This window comes from Microbacterium sp. WHRI 7836, from assembly GCF_040223885.2.
Taxonomy (GTDB): Bacteria; Actinomycetota; Actinomycetes; order Actinomycetales; family Microbacteriaceae; genus Microbacterium; species Microbacterium oxydans.
Genome location: NZ_CP168171.1, coordinates 3085668 through 3106367, shown reverse-complemented (window position 1 = coordinate 3106367; position 20700 = coordinate 3085668). Strand labels below are relative to the sequence as shown.

Here is a 20700-nt window from a genome sequence, read left to right as displayed (position 1 = left end):
GGAGATGAGCACTGCGGCTGATGAAGAGCTTCGCGCCCTCCGGGCCCGCGCCTATGGTCCGACGGCGGACATCGAGGACGATCCCGCCGCACTCCGACGGCTCCAGCAGCTGGAGGCACGGAGACAGCCGAGGCCCAGGGCCGAGGACGTCGTCCCGCCCGCACCGGCGATGGAGACCATCGACTCGGAGCCGACGCGCGCTGCGGAACCGGTGAGCCGCACCAGACGGTCGAGGCGACAGCCCGAGGACGCGGAAGGCGATGCGCTCGGCGTCTTCGACACCTCGGCCGACGACGCCGATGCGGCCCCGCCGACGGCGGAACCCGCCGAGCGGCTGGCGGCGTGGTTCTCGGTGCGCACGACGAGGATCCTGTGGGTGGTCGCGATCGTCGCGGCCGCAGCGATGTCGGCTGCCGTCACGTTCGCCCTGGTGAAGGTGACCCCCGTCGCCTCCTCCGCCGGCGCTCCGCAGATCGCCACGCTCGACGCGACCTCCGACGTGGCGATCCCGGCCGGATGGATGGGGGTGGGTCCGAGCTCCGCGGTGTTCGACTTCTACGGGTTGGTCATCGTGGAGAGCTCAGGCGGTTACTACAACGGTTCGGTCGGCTCGGACTGCCTCACGGTGGCCAGAGCGGATCAGGTGCCGGACAAGGACGACTTCGACTCGTCCAACGGCTGGACCTACGACGGGCCCATGTACACGGGGTGCGCCGTCGGCGCGTTCCCCGCGACCGTCGAGGTGCCGTTCGACACCAACATGCCCAAGGAGCTGACCGAGCGCTTCCCCGACGGGACGGCGCTGCAGTTCGTGTACGAGGCCGATCACGTCGGGGTTTTCCTCGACAGCGAGTGACCGGCCCCCGCGAACTCACACCGCGGGCTCAGGAGACGGTCGTCGCAGCGCGCTGCTGCTCGGCGTACTGCGTGCCCCACCGCGTCAACTCGACGAGCAGGGGCGTCGCGCTCGTGCCCAGCTCGCTGAGGCGGTACTCGACCTTCGGCGGCACCTGCCGGTAGACGGTGCGGGTGATGAGGCCGTCTTCCTCCAGCTCGCGCAGCTGTCGGGTGAGCACGCGGGCTGTCGGGTTCTCCAACAGGCGGCCGAGTTCCCCGAACCGCAGCACCTCGTGCTCGCCCAGCAGCGTGAGGATGCTCGGTTTCCAGGCGCCGCCGAGCACGGCGATGGACACTTCCGCATCGCATGACTCCGACCACTCACGCACGATCCGCTCGGTCTTCTCCCGCATCGCACGCTCCTCTGTCGTCCTTCTCGGTATCCGAAGTGTCAGTACGTGACAGAAATGACAGTACTTGCAGCTTCTGTCTGTACTTTACAGACTGAGCACGTGACTTCCACCCCCACTCAGTCCCCGTCGCGTTCGACCCTCCGTCTCTGGTTCGCGATGGTGCCCCTGCTCCTCGGAATACTCATCGGCGCCCTCGCCATCAGCAGCGTCTCCACGGCGCTCCCGGCCATCCGCGGCGAGCTGGCACTCAGCGACACCGAGGGGCTCTGGCTGGCCGACGTCTATGCACTCTCCCTCGCCGCCACCCTCATCCTCGCTGCGCGGATCGGCGACGCCTTCGGGCGCAAGCGGATCGTGCTGATCGGTCTCGGCGGATTCGCCGTGCTCAACGCGGTGGGCGGATTCGCGCAGAGCGGTCTGCTGCTCATCGTGATCCGGGCGCTCCTCGGTGTGGCCGAGGCGTTCGTCGTCGCCGGGGTGGTCGCCACGATCGGGGCCAAGTATCACGCCAGGGAGCGGGTGCTCGCCTATGGGCTGTGGACCGCGACCTTCGGAGTGGGCAGCGCGCTCGGTCCCGTTCTCGGCGGACTCCTGGCGGAGGGTCCAGGGTGGCGCTGGCTGCTGCTGGGGAGCGTCCCGCTGGCGGCGCTCGCCGGAGTGCTGGCCGTGTGGCTGGTGCCCGACTCCCGCAGCTCGCGGACGCCGTCGTGGGATCTCCCGAGCATCGTCACGTCGGTCGTGGCCCTCGGCGCACTCGCCTTCGCACTGCATGAGGCGCTCGCCGCCCCCGTGCCGGCGGTGATCGCCGCGGTGGTCGCTGCCGGCAGCCTCGTGTACTTCATCCTGCGCCAGCGCCGACTGCCCGAACCGCTCATCGACATGCGCCTGTTCGCGATCCCCGGCTTCAGCCCCGCGATCACCCGCATCCTCGTCGCCAGCGGGGTGTCCTCGGCGTCCGTCCTGCTCGTCAGCCTGCATCTGCAGGACACGAGGGGCTGGACCGCGGCGGAGGCCGGCCTCGCGGTCCTGCCGCAGGCCGCCGCGATCGCCATCGGCGGGGTGATCGCCCCGATCGCGCTCCGCTGGCTGCGGACCGAGACCCTGACCGTGGGTGCGCTCCTGCTGCAGGCGGTCGGGATGCTGTGGCTGTTCACCGATCCCGAGGTCGTGGCGGCTCCGCTGGTGCTCGTCGGTCTGGGGTTCGGCATCGGTGCGACGCTCGCCGCGACGGCGCTGTTCGACGTCACCGTCGAAGACGACGCCGGACAGGTCGGAGCGATCCAGGAGGTCGGATTCGCCCTCGGCGGAGGTCTCGGCATCGCTGTGCTCGGAACGATCGCCGTCGTCGCGACGGGCGGTTTCGGCACGGCTGCGCTCGCCGCCGCGATCGTCGTGGTGGCGTCCGCCGTCGTGCCGCTCCTGCGTCGCAGGGTTCCTCGCCCCTCGAACAGCTGAGGGGGGCGGGTCAGCCTCGATCCTCCTCCAGGGTCGAGCGCGCGAGTCGCCGTGCGACGACGAACGGCTCGCTGAACGTCTCCATGCCGACCGTGACGATCGCGCCCTCGTAGAGCAGCATCATCGCCTTCGACATCAGCTCGGGTTCGGTGACCCCGGCCTCGCGGCACAGCTCGAGGAAGAGGTCGAGCAGCCACGCCTTCTGGCGCGACACCTCGGGGAAGACCGGGTGACCGTCGTGGCCGTCGCCGATCTCCGCCCGCGCGTTGATGGCGCTGCACCCTTTCGGGCTGTACTCGTCGGACCAGGTGATCGCGGCGTCGAACACGGCGAGCACCCGCTCGACCCCGGGTCCGGAGACGGATTCCAGGTGTCGTGCGACGTGGGCGCGCCAGAGGGCGTCGCGGTGCTGCAGGTAGGAGACGACCAGGGCCTCCTTCGACCCGAACCGGTCGTAGAGCGTCTTCTTCGTGACCCCGGCCGCCTCGGCGATCGTGTCGACGCCGACGGCGTGGATGCCGCGCTCGTAGAAGAGCCGGGACGCCGCGTCGAGCACGCGTGTGGCGCCCGGCGTGAGCGGGGCGAGTTCGGGTACCGGGACAGCCATGCCTCCACTATAGCCGTTGAGTAAACCGACCTGTATAGTCGCACAGATGAGTAAACAGATCGGTCTACTTCATGGCATGGTGACGGTTCTGGCGGCCGCGGCGTTCGTGGTGACCTGGAGCTCCGGATTCCTCGTGCCCGCGATCGCCGCCGACGCCGTCTCTCCCCTGACACTGCTCGTCTGGCGATTCGTGCCGCTGGCCGTGGTCCTGCTCGTGGCCGTCGCCGCCACAGGGGCAGCGCGAGGCGTGAGCCGGGCGGATCTCGGGCGGCAGGTGCTCATCGGCCTGTTCGCGCAGTTCGGGTACTGCGTGTCGGTCTACGCGGCGATCGCCGCGGGGGTCGCGACCGGAACGACCGCGCTGATCGATGCGGTGCAGCCGCTCATCGTCGCGGTCCTCGTCGGGCCGCTGCTCGGGTTGCGTGTGCGCGGTGCGCAGTGGCTCGGGCTCGTGGTCGGAGCCGGCGGTGTCCTGCTGGTGGTGCGGTCGCAGCTCGACGATTCAGAGGCGCACCCCGCCGCTTACGTCTGGCCCGCTCTCGCGATGGCGTGCCTGATCGTCGGCACCTTCCTACAACGGCGCTCGGCTCCGCGCACCGGAACCCTCCTGACCCTGGCCATCCACGTGACGGTGACGACCGTGGCGCTCGTGCCGATCACCGCGGTGTCCGGGGCTCTCGTTCCTCCGGCGTCGGTATCGTTCTGGCTGGCAGCAGGGTTCGCGGCCGCCTCTCCGACGCTCGCCGCGTACGGGCTGTACTGGTGGCTGCTCCGCCGGGTGGGCATCACAGCGCTCAACGCGCTGCTGTTCCTCGTCGCACCGACCACCGCGGCAGCGGGGGCGCTCCTCCTCGGCGAGCCGCTCACCGGCGTCACCCTCCTCGGATTCGGACTCTGCGCGGCGGGTGTCGCGGCCGTGCTGGTGAGCGAGACGCGAGGCGGGAGCGATGTGAGCGAGCCGGAGCCCGATGCTACGCTGGCGGCGGCAGCTGCGAGGAGTGACGACCCTCGGCCTCTCGGGGCGAGCGGCTCCCGCGCGTCCGGCGTATCGACGAGAGGCCGATGAGCGATCGGCGAAGGTGTGGTGGCACCGCGATCTAGCCCCCGCCCGCACCTCCAGGGCTTTCGCCACCTGGAGGAATCATGTCGCCATCCGACCCCGCCCGCACGCTCGCCACGGAACTCTCCACCATGCCCGATGGTGCCCGGATCACGCTCCTGGGTCACGTTCATCGGCGCAGGGAACTCGCCACCGTGTCGTTCCTGATCCTGCGCGACCGCACGGGGCTCGCGCAGATCGTGTTCCGACCCGAACAGCTGCCGGTGGATGGTCTGCCCGGTGAGGAGACGGTCGTGCGCATCGAAGGCACGGCCACCGCGAACGCCCATGCCCCCGGCGGGATCGAGGTGACGGCGCCGGAGATCACCCTGCTCTCCGAACCTGCGCGCACGCCGGTCGTCGAGCTCTGGCGTCCCACGCTCGACGCGGCGCTGCCGACCGTGCTCGACCATGCCGCCGTCACCTGGCGCCACCCTGCGCAGCGAGCGAAGTGGGAGCTGGCTGCGGCGAGCCTGCGCGGATTCCGTCGCACGCTCGACGCCGAGGGATTCACCGAGATCCAGACGCCGAAGCTCGTCGACTCCGTGACGGAGTCGGGGGCGAACGTGTTCCCGGTCGACTACTTCGGCTCGACCGCGTACCTCGCGCAGAGCCCGCAGTTCTTCAAGCAGCAACTCGTCGGCGTCTTCGAGCGCGTCTACGAGACAGGCCCGGTGTTCCGCGCGGAGCCGCACGACACGGTGAGGCACCTCGCCGAGTACGTGTCGCTCGACGCCGAGTTGGGCTTCATCGACGACCACCGCGACGTGCTCGCGCTGCTGCATCGGGTGCTGGCGGGCATGATCGACGGCATCCGCACCGAGAGCGGCGACGCCGTCGAGCGTCTCGACATCGCGCTCCCCGCGATCCCCGACGAGATCCCGGTGATCCACTTCCAGGACGCGCTTCGATGGGTCGGCGCCCCGGAAGACGAGCCCGACCTCGCGCCGGCGCACGAGCGCGCGCTGGGGGAGTGGGCGCGGGAGCGGTACGGCAGCGACGTGCTGGCCGTCGAGGGGTACCCGATGCGCAAACGCCCGTTCTACACGCACCCCCAGACCGACGACCCGCGCTGGAGCAACAGCTTCGACCTGATCTTCCGTGGGCTCGAACTCGTCACCGGCGGACAGCGACTGCACCGGCACTCCGACTACGTCGCCGCCATCGAGGCGCGCGGTGAGTCGCCCGATGCCTACGCCTCCTACCTCTCCGCGTTCGCGCACGGCATGCCCCCGCACGGCGGCTTCGCGATCGGGCTGGAGCGCTGGGTGTCGCGGCTCATCGAGGCGTCGAACATCCGGGAGGTGACGCTGTTCCCGCGCGACCTGCACCGGCTCACGCCCTGAGCGGTCACCGGGGGCTCGCTCCGTGAACTCGTGGTCGCGGTGCGCGATAGCATCTGTTCCATGACGATCAACCGCTCTGCATGGTGGTGGCTGCGATAGCAGCCGGTTGACGTATGTTCATGGGCTGCACGGCAGTTCGTGAACAGCACCCGTGAACTCCGTGCGGCTCCCGATTCAGGGAGAGACAGATGGATTCGTTCACCGCGACCGCACACCGTTCGACGGAGGTCGCCGACGTCGTGGCCCGGCATCCGGAGAGGTTCCGTGTGCTCACGGGGGAGCGTCCCACCGGGGCGCTGCACCTCGGGCACTACTTCGGCACGATCCGGGAGCGGGTACGGCTGCAGGATGCCGGGGTCGAGACGTTCCTCGTGCTCGCCGACTACCAGGTCATCACCGATCGGGATACGACGGCGCACGTGCGCGACAACGTGCACGGCGCCGTGCTCGACTACCTCGCCGCGGGGATCGATCCAGAGCGGACGACGATCTTCACGCACTCGTCGATCCCTGCGCTGAACCAGCTGCTGTTGCCGTTCCTCAGCCTCGTCACCGAAGCCGAACTGCACCGGAACCCCACGGTCAAGTCCGAGCTCGAGGCGTCGGGTCGCGCCCTGAGCGGGTTGCTGCTGACCTACCCGGTGCATCAGGCCGCCGACATCCTCTTCTGCAAGGGGAACCTGGTGCCGGTGGGGAAGGACAACCTGCCGCACGTGGAGATGACGCGGGTGATCGCCCGGAGGTTCAACGAACGCTACGGGGCGATCTTCCCCGTTCCGGATGCGCTGATCACCGCGACCCCAGAGGTTCCAGGGCTGGACGGTCGGAAGATGTCGAAGAGCTACGGCAACGCGATCGCCCTGTCGATGACCGCGGATGAGACGGTCGCCGTGATCCGACGCACGCGGACGGATCAGGATCGGCGGATCACGTTCGACCCGGAGCACCGGCCCGGCGTCTCGGCGCTGCTGTCGACGGCCGCTCTGTGCCTGGGCGCCGTGCCCGAGGAGCTGGCCGCTGCCGTCGGAGACGGTGGCAGCGGCGAGCTGAAGGCGCTGACCGCGACGGCGGTGAACGACTTCCTGGCGCCTCTGCGGGCTCGACGGCGAGAACTCGCGGCGGATGGGGACCTCGTGCGCTCCGTTCTGCAGCGCGGCAACGAGCACGCCCGTGCGATCGCGGACGTCACCCTCGACGAGGTGCGCGCGGCGATGGGGACCGTGTACTGACGCGGCGCCGGCAGCGGAGCGCAAGTCCGCTAAGGGCGGCGGGCCTCGATGAGGTGACGGGTCGAGTGCGCGACGAACGGTCCACCCTCCTGGATGAGGTCGTGCAGATCGCGGAGCCGGTCGAGATTGTCGTCGACGGTGAAGCCCGGCACCCACCAGATCACTTTGCGCAGCAGGTAGACGACGGCGGCGACGTCATGGATCTCGATGCGCAGGCGAGCGGTGCGCACATCGACGACCTGGAGACCGGCGGCCTCTGCGGCGGAGACCTCGTCGTCGGGATGACGACCCCGCCGCGCGTCGGGCTGCGGCCCCAGGAAGAACTCGATCAGCTCGAACGCGCTCGCCGGACCCACGTGCTGGGCGAAGTACGTGCCGCCGTGTGTCAGCACCCGGGCGATCTCCGACCACCAGATCGTCGCGGGGTGCCGGCTGGTCACCAGGTCGAAGGCCTCACTTGCGAAGGGGAGCGGTGGCTCATCGGGGTCGGCGACGACCACCACGCCACGAGGGTGGAGCAGCCGCGTCGCCCGGTCCACATTGGGAGGCCACGACTCTGTCGCCGCGGCGACAGGCGGGAACGAGGCGGCTTCGGCGAGCACCTCACCGCCGCCGGTCTGGATGTCGAGCGAGGCCGACGCTCCGGCGAGGCGGTCGGACAGCAGCCGGGCGTACCCCCAGGGCGGCCGTTCTTCGGTCGCCCGTCCGTCCAGCCACGCGAAGTCCCACCCTGTGACGTCTGCGGTGCGTCCGGCTTCGATCAGCGTCTCGAAGGATTCCGTCATGCGTCGATTCTCCCAGCCTCGCCTTCAGCGGGTGAGATGACGGGCTTCCTCTTCCCTTCGTCGCGGCGCTCCTGTCTACTGGTCGCGAATCGACCGGTGGGTGGGAAGGAAGATCGGCATGTATCGAAGCAACGGCAACTACGAGGCGTTCGCGCGGCCACGCAAGCCCGAGGGTGCTGACGACAAGACCGTATGGCTGGTCGGGGGAGGGCTCGCCGCGATGGCTGCGGCGATCTTCATGATCCGCGACGGCCGGATCGCCGGGGAGCGGATCACGATCCTCGAGGAACTCGGTCTTCCCGGTGGAGCGCTCGACGGCATCAAGTATCCGGAGAAGGGCTTCGTGATCCGTGGCGGGCGCGAGCTCGAGGACCACATGGAGTGCCTCTGGGACCTTTTCCGCTCGGTACCGTCTCTCGAGATCGAGGACGCCAGCGTGCTCGACGAGTTCTACTGGCTGAACAAGGATGACCCGAACTTCTCGCTCTGTCGGGTGACCGAGAAGCAGGGGCAGGATGCCCACACGAACAAGCTGTTCACGCTGTCGGAGAAGGCGCAGAAGGACATCATCGATGTGATTCTCGCCACGCGCGAGCAGATGGAGGGCAAGCGCATCGACGAGGTGTTCGGCGAGGACTTCCTCGCGAGCAACTTCTGGCTGTACTGGCGCACTATGTTCGCGTTCGAGGAGTGGCACTCCGCGCTGGAGATGAAGCTGTATCTGCACCGGTTCATGCATCACATCGGCGGGCTGCCGGATCTGTCCGCGCTCAAGTTCACCAAGTACAACCAGTACGAGTCGCTCGTGCTGCCGATGCAGAAGTTCCTCGACGATCACGGTGTGAAGTTCCGCTTCCACCACACGGTCACCGACGTGCGCTTCGACATCACGGACGACCGCAAGCAGGCCACGCGCATCGACTGGATCGCCGACGGAGAGGCGGGCGGGGTCGACCTCGGCCCCGACGACCTGTGTCTGATGACGATCGGCTCGCTCACCGAGAACTCCGACAACGGCGACCAGCACACGCCCGCGAAGCTCAAGGACGGTCCGGCTCCGGCGTGGGACTTCTGGAAGAAGGTCGCCGCGAAGTCGCCCGACTTCGGGCACCCCGAGGTGTTCTGCAACGACATCCCCAAGACCAAGTGGGAGTCGGCGACCGTCACCACGATCGACGAGCGCATCCCCGCCTACATCGAGCGGATCGCCCAGCGGGACCCGTTCTCCGGCAAGGTCGTCACGGGCGGCATCGTCACGGCGAAGGACTCCTCCTGGCTGCTGAGCTGGACGGTCAACCGGCAGCCGCATTTCAAGTCGCAGAAGCCGAACGAGATCGTGGTGTGGGTGTACGCGCTGTTCGTCGAGACGCCGGGCGACTTCGTCAAGAAGCCGATGCAGGACTGCACGGGTGAGGAGATCGCACAGGAGTGGCTGTACCACCTGGGGGTTCCTGTCGAAGACATCCCGGAACTGGCGGCGTCGGGGGCGAAGACGGTGCCGGTGATGATGCCGTATGTCACCTCGTTCTTCTTGCCGCGCAAGGCCGGAGATCGCCCGGAGGTCGTGCCGGAGGGCAGCGTGAACTTCGCGTTCCTCGGGCAGTTCGCCGAGACCACCCGTGACACGATCTTCACCACCGAGTACTCGGTGCGAACCGCGATGGAGGCGACCTACGAACTGCTCGACATCGAGCGCGGGGTGCCGGAGGTGTTCAACTCGACGTACGACATCCGCTATCTGCTGAAGGCGACCGCACGATTGCGCGATGGCGAAGCGGTGCACATCCCCGGTCCGAACTTCGTCAAGGGCAAGCTGCTCGACCGACTCGACAACACGCAGATGGGAGAGCTTCTGACCGACTTCGGTCTGATCCCGGAGCACGGCGGCACGACGAGGCGCGAGCGAGCGGATGACGCCGTCGAGTGAGGCGCGGGGGCGGCTCAGCCGGCTGCGACGTTCACGCCCGCTTGGACGAGTCGAGCGCGCAGGTCGTCGACTCCGTCGTAGTGATGGGTGTGCATCGAGAGCTTCTGCGCTCCGACGAGCTTGGAGGCCGAATCGTCGGTGAAGAAGACCTCGGTGGCGTCGACGCCGAGGTCTTCGAGCACGTGACGGAACGCGCGGGTGTCCGGCTTCGCGTGTCCGATCTCGGCCGAGTTGAAGATCGCGTCGAACCGGGATGTGAGTCCGGCTGCCGCGAGTTCGGCCGGGATCGTGTCCGTGCCGTTGGTGAGTACGGCGGTGCGGACTCCTGTCTCCCGGACGTCGTCGATCAGCTCCAGGACGCCGTCGTCGATCGCCGCGGGCTGCGCGCTCCACTCTTCGGCAGCAGCCGTCCCGACCCGCGCGCCGATACGGCGCACCCACTCGGCTCTCGTGATGCGGCCGGTCGTGACCTCGTCGATCAGCGGGCGGGCGAAGGCGATGCGCTCGATGTCTCCGGGGGCGAGATCGTAGCGGCGCTCGATCATCGCCGTGTTCCTGGCGTCGAAGTGCCGGATCACGCCATCGAGGTCGAACAGGACGACACGGATCATCCGACCATCCTCGCTCAATTGCCGCGCTCGGCCGTCCACAGAGGAGACTGTGTCTGGAAACCGCCGGTCCAGGGGGAGGAGAACGATGGTGTCCGTGTTCCCGCGCTCCGTCTCGGTGGTCATCCCCGTGCGCGACGACGCCCGGCTGCTCGAGGTGTGCCTCGCCGCTCTCGCGCGGCAGACCCGGCACGCCGACGAGATCGTCATCGTCGACAACGGCAGCAGCGATGACACGGTCGACGTGGCCGAGAGGTTCGGCGCGCGGGTGGTGAGCGAGCCGATCCCGGGGATACCCCGAGCATCGGCGGCCGGTTATGACGCAGCCACGGGCGACATCATCGCGAGGCTCGACGCCGACTCCCGCCCCCACCCTGACTGGCTGGAGCGTATCGAGCGGACTTTCCGTGAGCGCCCGGACGTCGACTTCCTCACCGGCGACCCGCGCTTCTACGGATCGACGCGGCTCGTGCACTGGATGGGGGAGCACCTATACATCGGCGGCATGTACGCGACCATGGCGCCCGTCCTCGGGCATGCGCCGCTTTACGGGTCGAACATGGCGATGCGCGCCGCGGTCTGGCGCACGCTGAGCGCCGAGGTGCACCGCGAGGAGACCAACATCCACGATGATTTCGATCTGTCGTTCCACGTGCGGCCGGAGATGACGGTGCTGCGGGACCGTGACCTCGTCGTCGAGGTGTCGGCCCGACCGTTCCAGGATTGGGCGTCGCTCCGGCGGCGGTTGAGCTACGTCGTGCCCACCGTGCGCCTGCATCTGTCGCCGGAGTCGTTGCGCCTTCGACGGCAGGCGCGTCGCGAGGTCGACCGATCGGGTGGATCGTCCGTCGGCCGGTGAAGCGGGCGGTGACGCGTGCGGCGAGTCAGTCGCGCGCGCGGGAGTACAGATCGAGCAGGTCGGCGGTGAGCTGATGCGGTGTCGTCTCGCTCGGGCTGTGCCCCGTCGCATACGCGCGGAACTCCGCGTCGATGTCGTGCGCGTACCGTTCATGCGCGGCCAGGGGCCACAGGTCGTGCGAGCCCGCGACGACGAGCTTGGGCACGGGCAGCGCCCGCACGCGGTCGCGCAAGTCGGGCGCGACCATCATGAGTCCCACGATCTCGTCGACACTCCGACGGCTCGTCAGGGCGAACCGTGAGCGCACGAACTCGAGTCGCCGCGGAGGGACGCGGTTCTTGTTCGTCACGATCCCCCAGATCATGAGTCCAGCGCCGCGCCGAGGACTCGCGATGGGTGCCAGCGGCCCCAGCCACTTCATGCTCGCGAACACGTTGCCGGAACCGGGGGGAGTGGTGAGCAGGGTGAGGGATCGGACGAGGTCAGGACGGCGGACGGCGACGACTTGGGCGATCGTGCCGGCGAAGGAGTACCCCAGCAGGTGCGCTCGAGTCCCTGCCTCGAGGAAGGCGATCAGATCGCCCGTGAACAGCTCATAGGTGTACCTCGCATTCGCACCGGCGGCGTGCGACTCGTACTGCCCCGCCAGGTCGAACGACTGCACGAAGTACCCCGCCTCCGCCAGCAGGGGGAGCATCAGGGCGAAGTCCTCCTTCGATCCCGTCGCTCCCGGCACCAGCACCACGCGCGGATTCGCGGGGTCGCCGAGGGAGATCACCGACAAGTCTCCGCTCGGTGCGGAGAACGTCGACCGCTGCGAGCCCGCAGGTGGCACCGTCCAATCGACGTCGCCGATGGCCGCGTCGAGGTCTGCCGGGGCACCGAGCGCCCGCCCACTCCTCGAATCCGTCGACACGCTCACAAGGTACTCCCCGGCGTGTTCGCGGGGGAGGTGCGCTCGCCGCAGCGTCGCATACGCCTTTAGTTGCACTTTGGCAACTAAAGGCGTATGGTTGACCTCGATCAACTTTCTACGCAGGAGCGTTACCCCGTGACACAGACCCCCATCCCCGCTTCCGAGACACGCTCGGCTCGCGAGGTCTTCACCGCGATCTCCGGCCTCGTCGTCGGCATGTTCGTCGCCGTGCTCTCCGGCACGGTCGTGTCGACCTCGATGCCCGTCATCATCGCCGACCTCGGCGGCACCCAGTCCCAGTACACCTGGGTCATCACCGCGAGTCTTCTCGCCACCGCCGTCTCGACCCCGATCTGGGGCAAGCTGGCCGACCTTGTGGACCGCAAGGTGCTCGTCCAGATCTCCCTCATCCTCTTCACGGTCGGAACCGTGATCGCCGGCTTCTCGACCGACACGAACATGCTCATCGCCGTTCGCGTCATCCAGGGCATCGGCGTGGGCGGCCTCATGTCGCTCGTGATGATCGCCGTCGCGCTCATCATCTCCCCGCGCGAGCGCGGCAAGTACATGGGCGTCGTCGGCGGCATCATGGCCCTCGGCACGATCGGCGGCCCGCTGCTCGGCGGACTCCTCACCGACGTGTGGGGCTGGCGCTCCAACTTCTTCGTCGGCGTGCCGTTCGCGATCCTCGCCCTCGTGCTGCTGCAGTTCACGCTGCACCTGCCGAAGCCGCAGCGTGACACCAAGGTGTCGATCGACTACTTCGGCATCGTGCTGCTTGCGGTCGGCGTCTCGACCCTGCTCATCTGGGTCTCCATGGGCGGCAACCAGTTCGACTGGGACTCCTCGACGAGCATCATGCTCATCGTCACCGCGGCGGTCGCGATCGCGGCGTTCATCACGGTCGAGTTCTTCGTCAAGGAACCGATCGTGCCGATGTCGCTGTTCCGCAACCGCACCTTCACCCTGTCGGTCATCGCCTCGATCGCGATCGGCGTCTCGATGTTCGCCACCTCGGTGTTCCTCGCGCAGTACTTCCAGCTCGCCCGCGGTGCCACGCCCACCGAGTCCGGCCTCATGACCATCCCGATGATCATCGGCCAGATGGGTGCGTCGATCATCATCGGACAGCTCGTCAGCCGTTTCGGCAAGTGGAAGGGCTGGATGCTCACGGGCTCGGTCCTCGCCACCATCGGCGTCAGCCTGATGGCCACCCTGCGCTACGACACGCCGTTCCCGCTCGTCGCCGTCTACATGTTCGTGCTCGGTGCCGGACTCGGCATGGTCATGCAGAACCTCACGCTGATCGTGCAGAACGACACTGCGCCGCAGCAGCTGGGCGCTGCGTCGTCGAACGTGAACTTCTTCCGCACGATCGCCGGCACGATCGGCGTCACCGTGATGGGGTCGCTGCTGTCCACGAGCGTCGCGAACTACATCACCGATGCGCTCGACGGTTTCGTGCCGACGACACCTGCCGAGATCGAGGCGCTCAAGCACCTCGCCTCCGGAGACGTGCCGAAGGTCGGCCAGCTGCCCGACACCATCCGCGCGATGGTCGAGGGTGCATACGGGCACGGCATCGCGGATGCGTTCATCATCGCGATTCCGCTCGCCGTGATCGCCATCATCGCGATCGCGTTCATCAAGAACAAGCCGCTGTCGACGAAGAACGCCGCGGAGCAGATGCTCGAGCAGGCCGAGGAATCGGTGATCGAGGTCTCCGAGGCCGAGGTCGGCGCGTCACTCGCCACCGGATCCATCCGGATCGACGGCGCGGAGTCGGCGTCCCCCACCACCGGGTCGGTACGCGTGCTCGAGCGCGAAGATCGGGACCAGGAGCGCTGAGATGCTCGCCCCCGGAGCGGTGGAGTCGGCGGACGTCGACAGTGCGCTCGGTGACCTCCAGGCGCATCTGAACCTCATCTTCGCGAGGACCCGGTCGCTGTGGAGGGAGTCTGCGGCCCGGGTCCACCCGGAGTTGCAGGTGGCCGGCTACAAGCTGCTCACCTTCATCGACCGGGCGGGAACCGCGAATGCGCACGAGATCGCGGAGCGGTTCGAGATGGACAAGTCGGTCATCAGCCGGCAGGTGCGGATGCTGGAGGAGCTCGGGCTGCTCGAGTCCCGCCCTGATGAGCGGGATGGGCGCCTCCGGGTGCTGAGCGCGACCCCCGTGGCATGCACCGCGCTGGCCGAGGTCCGCCGCGAGTACGGCACCCGCCTTCAGGCCGTGATCGACGAGTTGACTCCCGAGGAGATCCGGGCGGCGTCCAAGGCCTTCCGGTTGCTCGCCGAAGTCTGAGGCGAAGTCTGAGCCGAGGCCCCGCTGTCACGATCGACAGCGGGGCTTCGCCGTACACTGGCGAGCATGAGCGCCTCTCCCGACGCCCCTGCCGATCGCCCTGCATCCGCCTCGACGACGGATCGGCTCGGCGACGAAGATCTCGATCAGGCCGTCACCAGGGTCGAGCAGGAGCTGGGCCGTCTGTTCGCGCGGATCCGCATCGGCTGGCGCGAGGCGGCGGCGACCGTCCACCCCGATCTGCAGCCCCTGGGATATCAGGTCCTCACCTCCATCGCGACGGGCAAGGCGACCTCGGCTGGTGCGATCATCGAGCGCCTGCAGACCGACAAGTCCGCGGTGAGTCGTCAGGTGCGCCAGCTCGAACAGCTGGGACTCGTCGAGAGCGTGCCGGACCCGGACGACCGCAGGGCTCGCGTCCTCGTCGCGACCGATCTCGCCCAGGAGCGCGTGGCCCTCGCCCGCTCGCAGTATGAAGGACGCATCGGAGAGCGGCTGCGCAACTGGACCGCGGCCGACCTCGACCACTTCGCCGACCTGCTCGCCGGGCTCGGGGGCGGAGAGGCACCGTCGGCGAGGTGAGACGGCCGGCGAGGTGAGATGCCGCAGGGAATACAGCGCTCCGCCCGTGCCTTGTCTCCCACTGTGACTCTCTACGAACCCGCCCTCTTCGGCGCCCTGCAGCTGTCCAACCGCGTCGTGATGGCGCCCCTCACGCGCACCCGCGCAGACGACGAGGGTGTGCCGACCGAGACCATGGCGGAGTACTACCGCCAGCGTGCGGGGCAGGGCCTGATCATCTCCGAAGGCACCTGGCCGGCTGCGGAGGGCAAGTCGTACCCTGGTCAGCCCGGCATCGTCACCCCGGCGCAGATCGACGGATGGAAGCAGATCGCCGACGCCGTGCACGACGAGGGCGGAACCATCGTCATGCAGCTCATGCACGGGGGACGCGTGGGGCACCCCGCGATCTCGGGCGAGGCGCGCGTCGTGGCCCCGAGCGCGCTCGCCGCCCCCGGACAGACGCGCACGCCGCAGGGCAAGGCCGATCTCCCGGTCGCGCATGCGCTCACCCTCGAGGAGATCCCCGTCGTCGTCGAGCAGTTCGCCCAGGCGGCGCGCGACGCGATCGCCGCGGGCTTCGACGGCGTCGAGGTGCACGGTGCGAACGGGTACCTCGTGCACGAGTTCCTGTCTCCGGTGTCGAACACGCGTGACGACGGCTACGGCGGATCACCCGCGAACCGGGCACGCTTCGCGATCGAGGTCACGGAGGCCGTCGCTGCGGCGATCGGAGCCGATCGCACCGGCATCCGCCTTTCGCCGCAGCACAACATCCAGGGTGTGCTGGAAGAGGACGCCGCAGACGTCCACGCGACCTACACCGCGGTCGCCGAAGGGCTCGCACCTCTCGGTCTCGCGTTCGTCGACGTGCTCCACGTAGACCCCGCCGGCGAGCTCGTGCAGCACATCCGCCGCACGGCCGGTGCGCCGCTGATCGTCAACACCGGCTTCGGGATCGACACGACCAGGGATGCCGCCGAGAGCCTCGTGGACGACGGGTGGGCGGATGCCGTCGCCGCCGGCCGTCCCGTGATCGCCAACCCCGACCTGGTGGAGCGCTGGACCCAGGGGGCCGAGCTCAACCCTCCGCGCCCCGAGCTGTTCTACGGTCGCACGGCCGAGGGGTACACCGACTACCCGTCGCTGGAGTCGGTCCGCGCCGGAGTCTGAGGCGGCGCGCTCGCCTCAGAGCACGATGTCCTTCGCCGTGTCGAGGGGCAGCCATCCCGTCTCACGGGCGCCCGGTCGCGCGAGCACGTCGGCCTCGGTCAGTGCGCCGAGGTCGACGCCGGTGAGGGCGGCGATGTCGATGATCGGCACCTGGAACGTGCGGAAGCCGCCGAGCAGCGGGACGGCTTTCTGCTCCTCGCGGGTGTCGACCAGGTCGGACTGATCGAGGACGAAGCCGGCTGCGGCGAGCCCATCCGGTCCTCGCCAGGCCGCCACCTTCCAGAACCGGAGCGGCACTCGGATGCCGCGGTAGGGAGGGTCGCTGTCCTCGAGCACCGGCGCGGTGAACACCGACACCCGCTGGTCGGTGCTCTCCGCATAGGCGAGCACGTGATCCTCCAGGCCGAGCCAGAGCTCCTTGGACTGGTTGAACCCGGCCGCCTGCGGAGCCGCGTTCGGGTAGAAGAAGGTCGCTTCGCTGGCCGCGCGGGCGGGGGCGGGCGGTCCCCAGCCCGGATCGCGTCGGCGCACGAGGTGTCCGCGGTCGAGATCGTTGCGGGCGTACACCTCGGGCCCGGTCTGCTCGTCGGGCCGCAGGCGTTCGTCCAGCCGCCAGTCGCCGGTGCGGGGGAGGCTCTGCAACGTGGCGCCGTCGATGTTCACGGCCGTGACCGCTGCCAGGCGCCGCTCAGGGTCGAGCAGCACCGTGAACCGGGGGTAAGGGAGTGTGCGCACGTCGTGCGCAGGGCGCGGGAGGGGGAGGGGCGTCCCGAGGAACTCCGCGTCGTAGCCGTCGCTCATGGTCCCATCGTGCACCGGGCCTCCGACGCGCACCCGTTCGATCTCGAAAACAACGGGTCGAGTTTTGACATAGGTCAAACGATCCCCTACGGTCGAAGCATGGCTCAGGCACCCGATCGTGAAGAAGTCTCGGAGGCGATCGTGGGCTCGACCGCTGCGGAGATCTCCGAGAGCGTGCGCGACCTCGTCGAGCGCGGGGCCTATGCTCCGGGCGATCAGCTGCCGCCCGTGCGTTCCCTCGCGGCCCGCCTCGGCGTGAACCGGAACACGGTGCTGGCCGCCTATCGATCGCTGGTCACCGCGCGCATCGCCGCCACGGGCGGTCGCACCGGGACCACCGTGCTCGGGCCGGCGGAGAATCATGACGAGGGGTTCACCCCGGGCTCGGTGCTGCGCGACATCGGCAGCGGCAACCCCGATGCCGCGCGTCTTCCCGACCTCGCGGCCGCGTTCGCCACGGTCACCCCGGGGCACGTGCTCTACGGCGAATCGGTGATAGACCCCGACCTGGCCGAATGGGCGACCGACTGGATCGCCGCCGATCACCCGCGTCCGTTCCGGCTGTCGATCACCGCAGGAGCGGTGGACGCCGTCGAGCGTCTCCTCGCGCAGACGCTCGTGCAGGGCGACCGGGTCGGCCTCGAGGATCCGTGCTTCCTCTCCAGCATCCATACGGCGCGGCTCGCCGGATATGTGCCGGTCGCCATCCCGGTCGATCGCGAGGGCATGACCGTCGCGGGCCTGAGGGCTGCACTCGAGAGCGGTGCGCGCGCGATCGTCTGCACCCCTCGCGCGCACAACCCCACGGGCGTCGGCACCAGCGCGACCAGGGCTCTCGCGCTGCGCGAAGTCCTCGCCGACCATCCTCATGTCCTGGTCATCGAAGACGACCACTTCTCGCTGCTCGACCCCACGCCCTACGCCAGCATCATCGCGCCGACGCAGCAGCGATGGGCGCTGGTGCGTTCGGTGTCGAAGTTCCTGGGGCCGGACATGCGCCTGGCGGTCACGGCATCCGATCCGGTGACCGCGCGACGTCTCGCGTTGCGGCTCAGCCCCGGAACGATGTGGGTGAGTCATGTGATGCAGCGGCTTGCGGCAGCGATGCTGCGCGATGACGAGGTGCAGCGGTCGATCGTCGCAGCGGGCGAGCACTATGCCGGACGGAACGAGGCCTTCGTGTCGAAGCTCGATGCGCGCGGAGTCCAGGCGCAGGCGGACAGTGGCCTCAACGTGTGGGTCGATGTCCGCGACGATGCGACCAAGGTCGGTCGACGTCTCGCGTCGCGCGGGTGGCTCGTGCGGCCCGGCTCCGAGTTCGCCCTGGACACCGAGAGCGCGCAGGGCTCCACGTATCTCCGTCTGACCGTGCACGCCCTCGATGATGCCGAGGCTCAGCGACTCGTGGACGATCTCGTGGCTGTGGCCGGCGGGTCGCACTCGTCCGGAGCGGACGCATGATGGCCGGCCGGCCTCGGGGCGCCGAATCGCGCATCGGCCGCTCTTCGCGCCTGGAAGGTGTGCTGTACGACCTGCGTGGCCCGGTCGCCGACCGGGCGGCCGAGCTGGAGAAGCGCGGGGAGTCCATCCTCCGTCTCAACATCGGCAACCCGGCACCGTTCGGGTTCGATGCTCCTCCGGCCATCGTCGAGGCGCTCCGCTCAGCCCTGCCCCATGCGCACGGCTACTCCGAGTCCGCGGGGCTTCCGGAGACGCGCGAGGCGATCAGCGCGCACTATGCCCTCCGCCCGGGCTTCCCCGCGCTTGCCATCGATGACATCACCGTCGGCAACGGTGTCTCGGAACTCGTTGGCCTCACGCTGCAGGCGTTGCTCGAGCCCGGCGACGAGGTGCTGATCCCGAGTCCCGACTACCCGCTGTGGACGGCATCGACGGTGCTGGCCGGTGGGCGGGCGGTGCACTACCCGTGCATCGAAGCCGAGGGGTGGGCGCCGGACCTCGCGGCGATGGAGGCGTCGATCGGTCCTCGGACTGCGGCCATCGTCGTGATCAACCCGAACAACCCGACCGGCGCGGTGTACGGGCGACAGGTTCTCGAGCAGATCGCCGAGCTCGCGCGGCGGCATGGCCTGCTGCTGCTCTCCGACGAGATCTACGACCGCGTCGTCTACCCGGGGTTCGAGCACGTCTCAACTGCACAGGTCGCTCCTGACGTGCCCTGCGTCACCTTCGCGGGACTCTCGAAGACGCACCGGGTCGCGGGGTATCGCGCCGCGTGGATGACCGCGACCGGATTCCACTCCGACGATCCCTTCCTCTCCGGGGTGCGTCTGCTCGCCTCGATGCGCATGTGCGCCTCCGTTCCGGCGCAGCACGCGATCACCGCGGCGCTGACCCATGATGCCTCGCTCGACGAGCTGGTCGCGCAGGACGGACGGCTCACGCGGCAGCGGGATGCCGCACTCGACGCACTCGGCGGGATTGCCGGGTTGGACGTGCAGGTGGCGGGCGGGGGACTGTACCTGTTCCCCCGCCTCGACCCGGAGGTGCACGGCATCGTCGACGACGAGCGGCTGGTGCTGGACTTCCTCGACGCCGAGCGGATCCTCCTCGTGCATGGGCGGGCCTTCAATCTGCAGACTCCCGATCACCTCCGCATCGCCTTCCTCCCGGAGGCCGATGTGCTCACCGATGCACTCCGACGTCTCGGTGCCTTCCTGGACGGGTACTCACCGCCTCAGCGCTGAGCTCGTCCGACCCGGTGGAGTGACCGAGTGGCCAGGTCGCGGTCCGCAAGACCGTGCACGCAGGTTCGATTCCTGCCTCCACCTCTCAACGGCCCGGCGCCGGAACGCACACCCTCAGGCGGCCAGCGTCAGCCACGTCCTCGGCGAGTGTCCGATGCGCTGGGCGAAGACCCGAGAAAAGGCGGAGGAGCTCGCGTAGCCGAGCTGCGCCGCGACCGCGCTCACCGACATGCCGCCACGCAGCTGCTCCTGTGCGATCGTGAGCCGCCACTCGGTGAGGTAGTCGCCGGGCGAGCGTCCGAGCACCTCCTTGAATCGCGCGGCGAACGCGCTGCGCGACATGTTCGCCGTGCGGGCGAGGGACTCCAGGCTCCACGCTTCCCCCGGTTCCTCGTGCATGGCGACGAGCGCGGGGGCGAGCCGCTCGTCGGCGAGGCCGGGGATGAGCCCCGGTGCGAGGTCGAGCTGCTCTGCGTGATCGAGCATCCATCGAAGCAGCTGGATGAGCACGACCTCGAACATGCGGTCCGCCACCAGCGGGCGTCCGCACCGCACATTGTCGACCTCAGAGAACATCAGGTCGAGTGCGGGGCCGAGAGTCTCGACCTCATCGAGGGGCAGCACGATCGACGATGGCAGTGTGCGGACCAGCGGGTGGGTCGCGCCGTCGTCGAAATCGAGAGTCGCGCAGGCGAAGTCGGACTCCTCGGTCGGCGCGTTCAGGAACGAGTGGTCGACCGGCCGCGGGAAGAACAGCAGGCTCGGCCGTGAGATGAGCGCGCGCTCGCTGCTGCCGTCGGCCCGACGATGCGTCACCTCCATCTCGCCTCGTCGCAGCACGTGCAGGAAACCGTGTCCACCGCTCGCCGGGAACACCGTCGTGCCGCACAGCGGCCCGTTGTGGAACAGCCGCGTGCGCACGCGGAACCGCTCGAGGAGGGGAGAGAGGCGATCGATATCGGACACGCTCCCAGTATCCGGGACGATATGTCATGAAAGCAAGACGTTATGGTGCGCATCGTCCGGTCATTGTCGAAAGACTGGAGTCGGCTCGGATCCGGGCCGACTCGA

The 20700-nt window shown here is 68.8% G+C and carries 20 protein-coding genes and 1 tRNA gene; 14 read left to right on the top strand and 7 right to left on the bottom strand.

Annotation, left to right across the window (positions count from 1 at the left end; translation table 11 throughout):
* Nucleotides 1-4: 4 nt before the first annotated feature.
* Entirely contained in the window at nucleotides 5-856 is an 852-nt protein-coding gene (locus ABRP18_RS15045; RefSeq protein ID WP_349884934.1) for a hypothetical protein, read from the top strand.
* Between the two features lie 28 nt (nucleotides 857-884).
* Here ABRP18_RS15045 and ABRP18_RS15040 read toward each other — a convergent pair whose 3' ends face one another.
* Nucleotides 885-1250 carry a helix-turn-helix domain-containing protein gene (locus tag ABRP18_RS15040; RefSeq protein WP_046747643.1) on the bottom strand — a complete coding sequence of 122 codons (366 nt, stop codon included), beginning with the start codon at nucleotides 1248-1250 and terminating at the stop codon, nucleotides 885-887.
* A 99-nt stretch (nucleotides 1251-1349) separates the two neighbouring features.
* On the opposite strand from ABRP18_RS15040, the gene ABRP18_RS15035 reads away from it, so the two are divergent.
* Entirely contained in the window at nucleotides 1350-2705 is a 1356-nt protein-coding gene (locus ABRP18_RS15035) for an MFS transporter (protein ID WP_349884933.1), read from the top strand.
* Nucleotides 2706-2715: 10 nt separating this feature from the next.
* Here ABRP18_RS15035 and ABRP18_RS15030 read toward each other — a convergent pair whose 3' ends face one another.
* Nucleotides 2716-3312, bottom strand: coding sequence for a helix-turn-helix domain-containing protein (locus ABRP18_RS15030; RefSeq protein ID WP_349884932.1), 597 nt, complete (start codon nucleotides 3310-3312; stop codon nucleotides 2716-2718).
* 46 nt (nucleotides 3313-3358) lie between these two features.
* Here ABRP18_RS15030 and ABRP18_RS15025 point away from each other — a divergent pair, with 46 nt between their 5' ends.
* The 3 genes from ABRP18_RS15025 to trpS all read left to right on the top strand — a co-directional run bounded on the left by ABRP18_RS15025 (nucleotide 3359) and on the right by trpS (nucleotide 6986).
* Nucleotides 3359-4378: a DMT family transporter gene (locus ABRP18_RS15025; RefSeq protein WP_349884931.1), complete on the top strand. Its 1020-nt coding sequence runs from the start codon at nucleotides 3359-3361 to the stop codon at nucleotides 4376-4378.
* 77 nt (nucleotides 4379-4455) lie between these two features.
* Complete coding sequence (gene aspS / locus ABRP18_RS15020) at nucleotides 4456-5757, top strand: aspartate--tRNA(Asn) ligase (protein ID WP_349884930.1); 1302 nt, start codon at nucleotides 4456-4458, stop codon at nucleotides 5755-5757.
* A 188-nt stretch (nucleotides 5758-5945) separates the two neighbouring features.
* A complete protein-coding gene (gene trpS / locus ABRP18_RS15015; protein ID WP_058630698.1) occupies nucleotides 5946-6986 on the top strand; it encodes a tryptophan--tRNA ligase in 1041 nt (346 codons plus the stop codon).
* A 29-nt stretch (nucleotides 6987-7015) separates the two neighbouring features.
* Here the strand turns inward: trpS and ABRP18_RS15010 are convergent, their stop codons facing one another.
* The gene (locus ABRP18_RS15010) at nucleotides 7016-7771 is read right to left on the bottom strand and encodes a class I SAM-dependent methyltransferase (protein WP_058630697.1); all 756 of its coding nucleotides are present in this window, start codon (nucleotides 7769-7771) and stop codon (nucleotides 7016-7018) included.
* Between the two features lie 118 nt (nucleotides 7772-7889).
* Here ABRP18_RS15010 and ABRP18_RS15005 point away from each other — a divergent pair, with 118 nt between their 5' ends.
* Entirely contained in the window at nucleotides 7890-9698 is a 1809-nt protein-coding gene (locus ABRP18_RS15005) for an oleate hydratase (protein WP_349884929.1), read from the top strand.
* A 14-nt stretch (nucleotides 9699-9712) separates the two neighbouring features.
* Here the strand turns inward: ABRP18_RS15005 and ABRP18_RS15000 are convergent, their stop codons facing one another.
* Complete coding sequence (locus ABRP18_RS15000; RefSeq protein WP_349884928.1) at nucleotides 9713-10309, bottom strand: HAD family phosphatase; 597 nt, start codon at nucleotides 10307-10309, stop codon at nucleotides 9713-9715.
* 85 nt (nucleotides 10310-10394) lie between these two features.
* Between ABRP18_RS15000 and ABRP18_RS14995 the strand changes: the two genes are divergently transcribed.
* Nucleotides 10395-11165: a glycosyltransferase family 2 protein gene (locus ABRP18_RS14995; RefSeq protein WP_349884927.1), complete on the top strand. Its 771-nt coding sequence runs from the start codon at nucleotides 10395-10397 to the stop codon at nucleotides 11163-11165.
* Between the two features lie 25 nt (nucleotides 11166-11190).
* Here the strand turns inward: ABRP18_RS14995 and ABRP18_RS14990 are convergent, their stop codons facing one another.
* Nucleotides 11191-12081, bottom strand: a complete 891-nt coding sequence (locus ABRP18_RS14990; protein ID WP_231728730.1) for an alpha/beta fold hydrolase — start codon at nucleotides 12079-12081, stop codon at nucleotides 11191-11193.
* Between the two features lie 93 nt (nucleotides 12082-12174).
* On the opposite strand from ABRP18_RS14990, the gene ABRP18_RS14985 reads away from it, so the two are divergent.
* From ABRP18_RS14985 to ABRP18_RS14970, 4 genes are all read left to right on the top strand, one after another.
* Nucleotides 12175-13929, top strand: a complete 1755-nt coding sequence (locus tag ABRP18_RS14985) for an MDR family MFS transporter (protein ID WP_218867287.1) — start codon at nucleotides 12175-12177, stop codon at nucleotides 13927-13929.
* A gap of 1 nt (nucleotide 13930) precedes the next feature.
* On the top strand, nucleotides 13931-14386 hold the full coding sequence (locus tag ABRP18_RS14980; RefSeq protein ID WP_046747651.1) for a MarR family winged helix-turn-helix transcriptional regulator: 456 nt from the start codon (nucleotides 13931-13933) through the stop codon (nucleotides 14384-14386).
* Between the two features lie 66 nt (nucleotides 14387-14452).
* Nucleotides 14453-14968, top strand: coding sequence for a MarR family winged helix-turn-helix transcriptional regulator (locus ABRP18_RS14975; RefSeq protein ID WP_113681060.1), 516 nt, complete (start codon nucleotides 14453-14455; stop codon nucleotides 14966-14968).
* A 63-nt stretch (nucleotides 14969-15031) separates the two neighbouring features.
* Nucleotides 15032-16120 (top strand): alkene reductase, encoded by a 1089-nt coding sequence (locus tag ABRP18_RS14970; protein ID WP_349884926.1) that lies wholly within the window; start codon nucleotides 15032-15034, stop codon nucleotides 16118-16120.
* 15 nt (nucleotides 16121-16135) lie between these two features.
* Here the strand turns inward: ABRP18_RS14970 and ABRP18_RS14965 are convergent, their stop codons facing one another.
* Entirely contained in the window at nucleotides 16136-16921 is a 786-nt protein-coding gene (locus tag ABRP18_RS14965; protein ID WP_349884925.1) for a DNA/RNA non-specific endonuclease, read from the bottom strand.
* Nucleotides 16922-17020: 99 nt separating this feature from the next.
* Here ABRP18_RS14965 and ABRP18_RS14960 point away from each other — a divergent pair, with 99 nt between their 5' ends.
* From ABRP18_RS14960 to ABRP18_RS14950, 3 genes are all read left to right on the top strand, one after another.
* A complete protein-coding gene (locus ABRP18_RS14960) occupies nucleotides 17021-18382 on the top strand; it encodes an aminotransferase class I/II-fold pyridoxal phosphate-dependent enzyme (protein WP_349884924.1) in 1362 nt (453 codons plus the stop codon).
* Nucleotides 18379-19629 (top strand): aminotransferase class I/II-fold pyridoxal phosphate-dependent enzyme, encoded by a 1251-nt coding sequence (locus tag ABRP18_RS14955; RefSeq protein WP_233437328.1) that lies wholly within the window; start codon nucleotides 18379-18381, stop codon nucleotides 19627-19629. Before ABRP18_RS14960 ends, ABRP18_RS14955 begins: the two co-directional genes overlap by 4 nt.
* A gap of 13 nt (nucleotides 19630-19642) precedes the next feature.
* A tRNA-Cys gene (locus ABRP18_RS14950) sits at nucleotides 19643-19713 on the top strand.
* 30 nt (nucleotides 19714-19743) lie between these two features.
* Here the strand turns inward: ABRP18_RS14950 and ABRP18_RS14945 are convergent.
* Complete coding sequence (locus tag ABRP18_RS14945) at nucleotides 19744-20595, bottom strand: AraC family transcriptional regulator (protein ID WP_349884923.1); 852 nt, start codon at nucleotides 20593-20595, stop codon at nucleotides 19744-19746.
* Between the last annotated feature and the right edge of the window lie 105 nt (nucleotides 20596-20700).

Excerpts from the sequence above, each read along its gene's own strand:
- ABRP18_RS15045 (WP_349884934.1), top strand. The coding sequence starts at position 5 with ATGAGCACTGCGGCTGATGAAGAGCTTCGCGCCCTCCGGGCCCGCGCC.
- ABRP18_RS15040 (WP_046747643.1), bottom strand. The coding sequence starts at position 1,250 with ATGCGGGAGAAGACCGAGCGGATCGTGCGTGAGTGGTCGGAGTCATGC.
- ABRP18_RS15030 (WP_349884932.1), bottom strand. The coding sequence starts at position 3,312 with ATGGCTGTCCCGGTACCCGAACTCGCCCCGCTCACGCCGGGCGCCACA.
- ABRP18_RS15025 (WP_349884931.1), top strand. The coding sequence starts at position 3,359 with ATGAGTAAACAGATCGGTCTACTTCATGGCATGGTGACGGTTCTGGCG.
- aspS (WP_349884930.1), top strand. The coding sequence starts at position 4,456 with ATGTCGCCATCCGACCCCGCCCGCACGCTCGCCACGGAACTCTCCACC.
- trpS (WP_058630698.1), top strand. The coding sequence starts at position 5,946 with ATGGATTCGTTCACCGCGACCGCACACCGTTCGACGGAGGTCGCCGAC.
- ABRP18_RS15010 (WP_058630697.1), bottom strand. The coding sequence starts at position 7,771 with ATGACGGAATCCTTCGAGACGCTGATCGAAGCCGGACGCACCGCAGAC.
- ABRP18_RS15005 (WP_349884929.1), top strand. The coding sequence starts at position 7,890 with ATGTATCGAAGCAACGGCAACTACGAGGCGTTCGCGCGGCCACGCAAG.
- ABRP18_RS15000 (WP_349884928.1), bottom strand. The coding sequence starts at position 10,309 with ATGATCCGTGTCGTCCTGTTCGACCTCGATGGCGTGATCCGGCACTTC.
- ABRP18_RS14995 (WP_349884927.1), top strand. The coding sequence starts at position 10,395 with ATGGTGTCCGTGTTCCCGCGCTCCGTCTCGGTGGTCATCCCCGTGCGC.
- ABRP18_RS14985 (WP_218867287.1), top strand. The coding sequence starts at position 12,175 with ATGGTTGACCTCGATCAACTTTCTACGCAGGAGCGTTACCCCGTGACA.
- ABRP18_RS14980 (WP_046747651.1), top strand. The coding sequence starts at position 13,931 with ATGCTCGCCCCCGGAGCGGTGGAGTCGGCGGACGTCGACAGTGCGCTC.
- ABRP18_RS14975 (WP_113681060.1), top strand. The coding sequence starts at position 14,453 with ATGAGCGCCTCTCCCGACGCCCCTGCCGATCGCCCTGCATCCGCCTCG.
- ABRP18_RS14965 (WP_349884925.1), bottom strand. The coding sequence starts at position 16,921 with ATGAGCGACGGCTACGACGCGGAGTTCCTCGGGACGCCCCTCCCCCTC.
- ABRP18_RS14960 (WP_349884924.1), top strand. The coding sequence starts at position 17,021 with ATGGCTCAGGCACCCGATCGTGAAGAAGTCTCGGAGGCGATCGTGGGC.
- ABRP18_RS14955 (WP_233437328.1), top strand. The coding sequence starts at position 18,379 with ATGATGGCCGGCCGGCCTCGGGGCGCCGAATCGCGCATCGGCCGCTCT.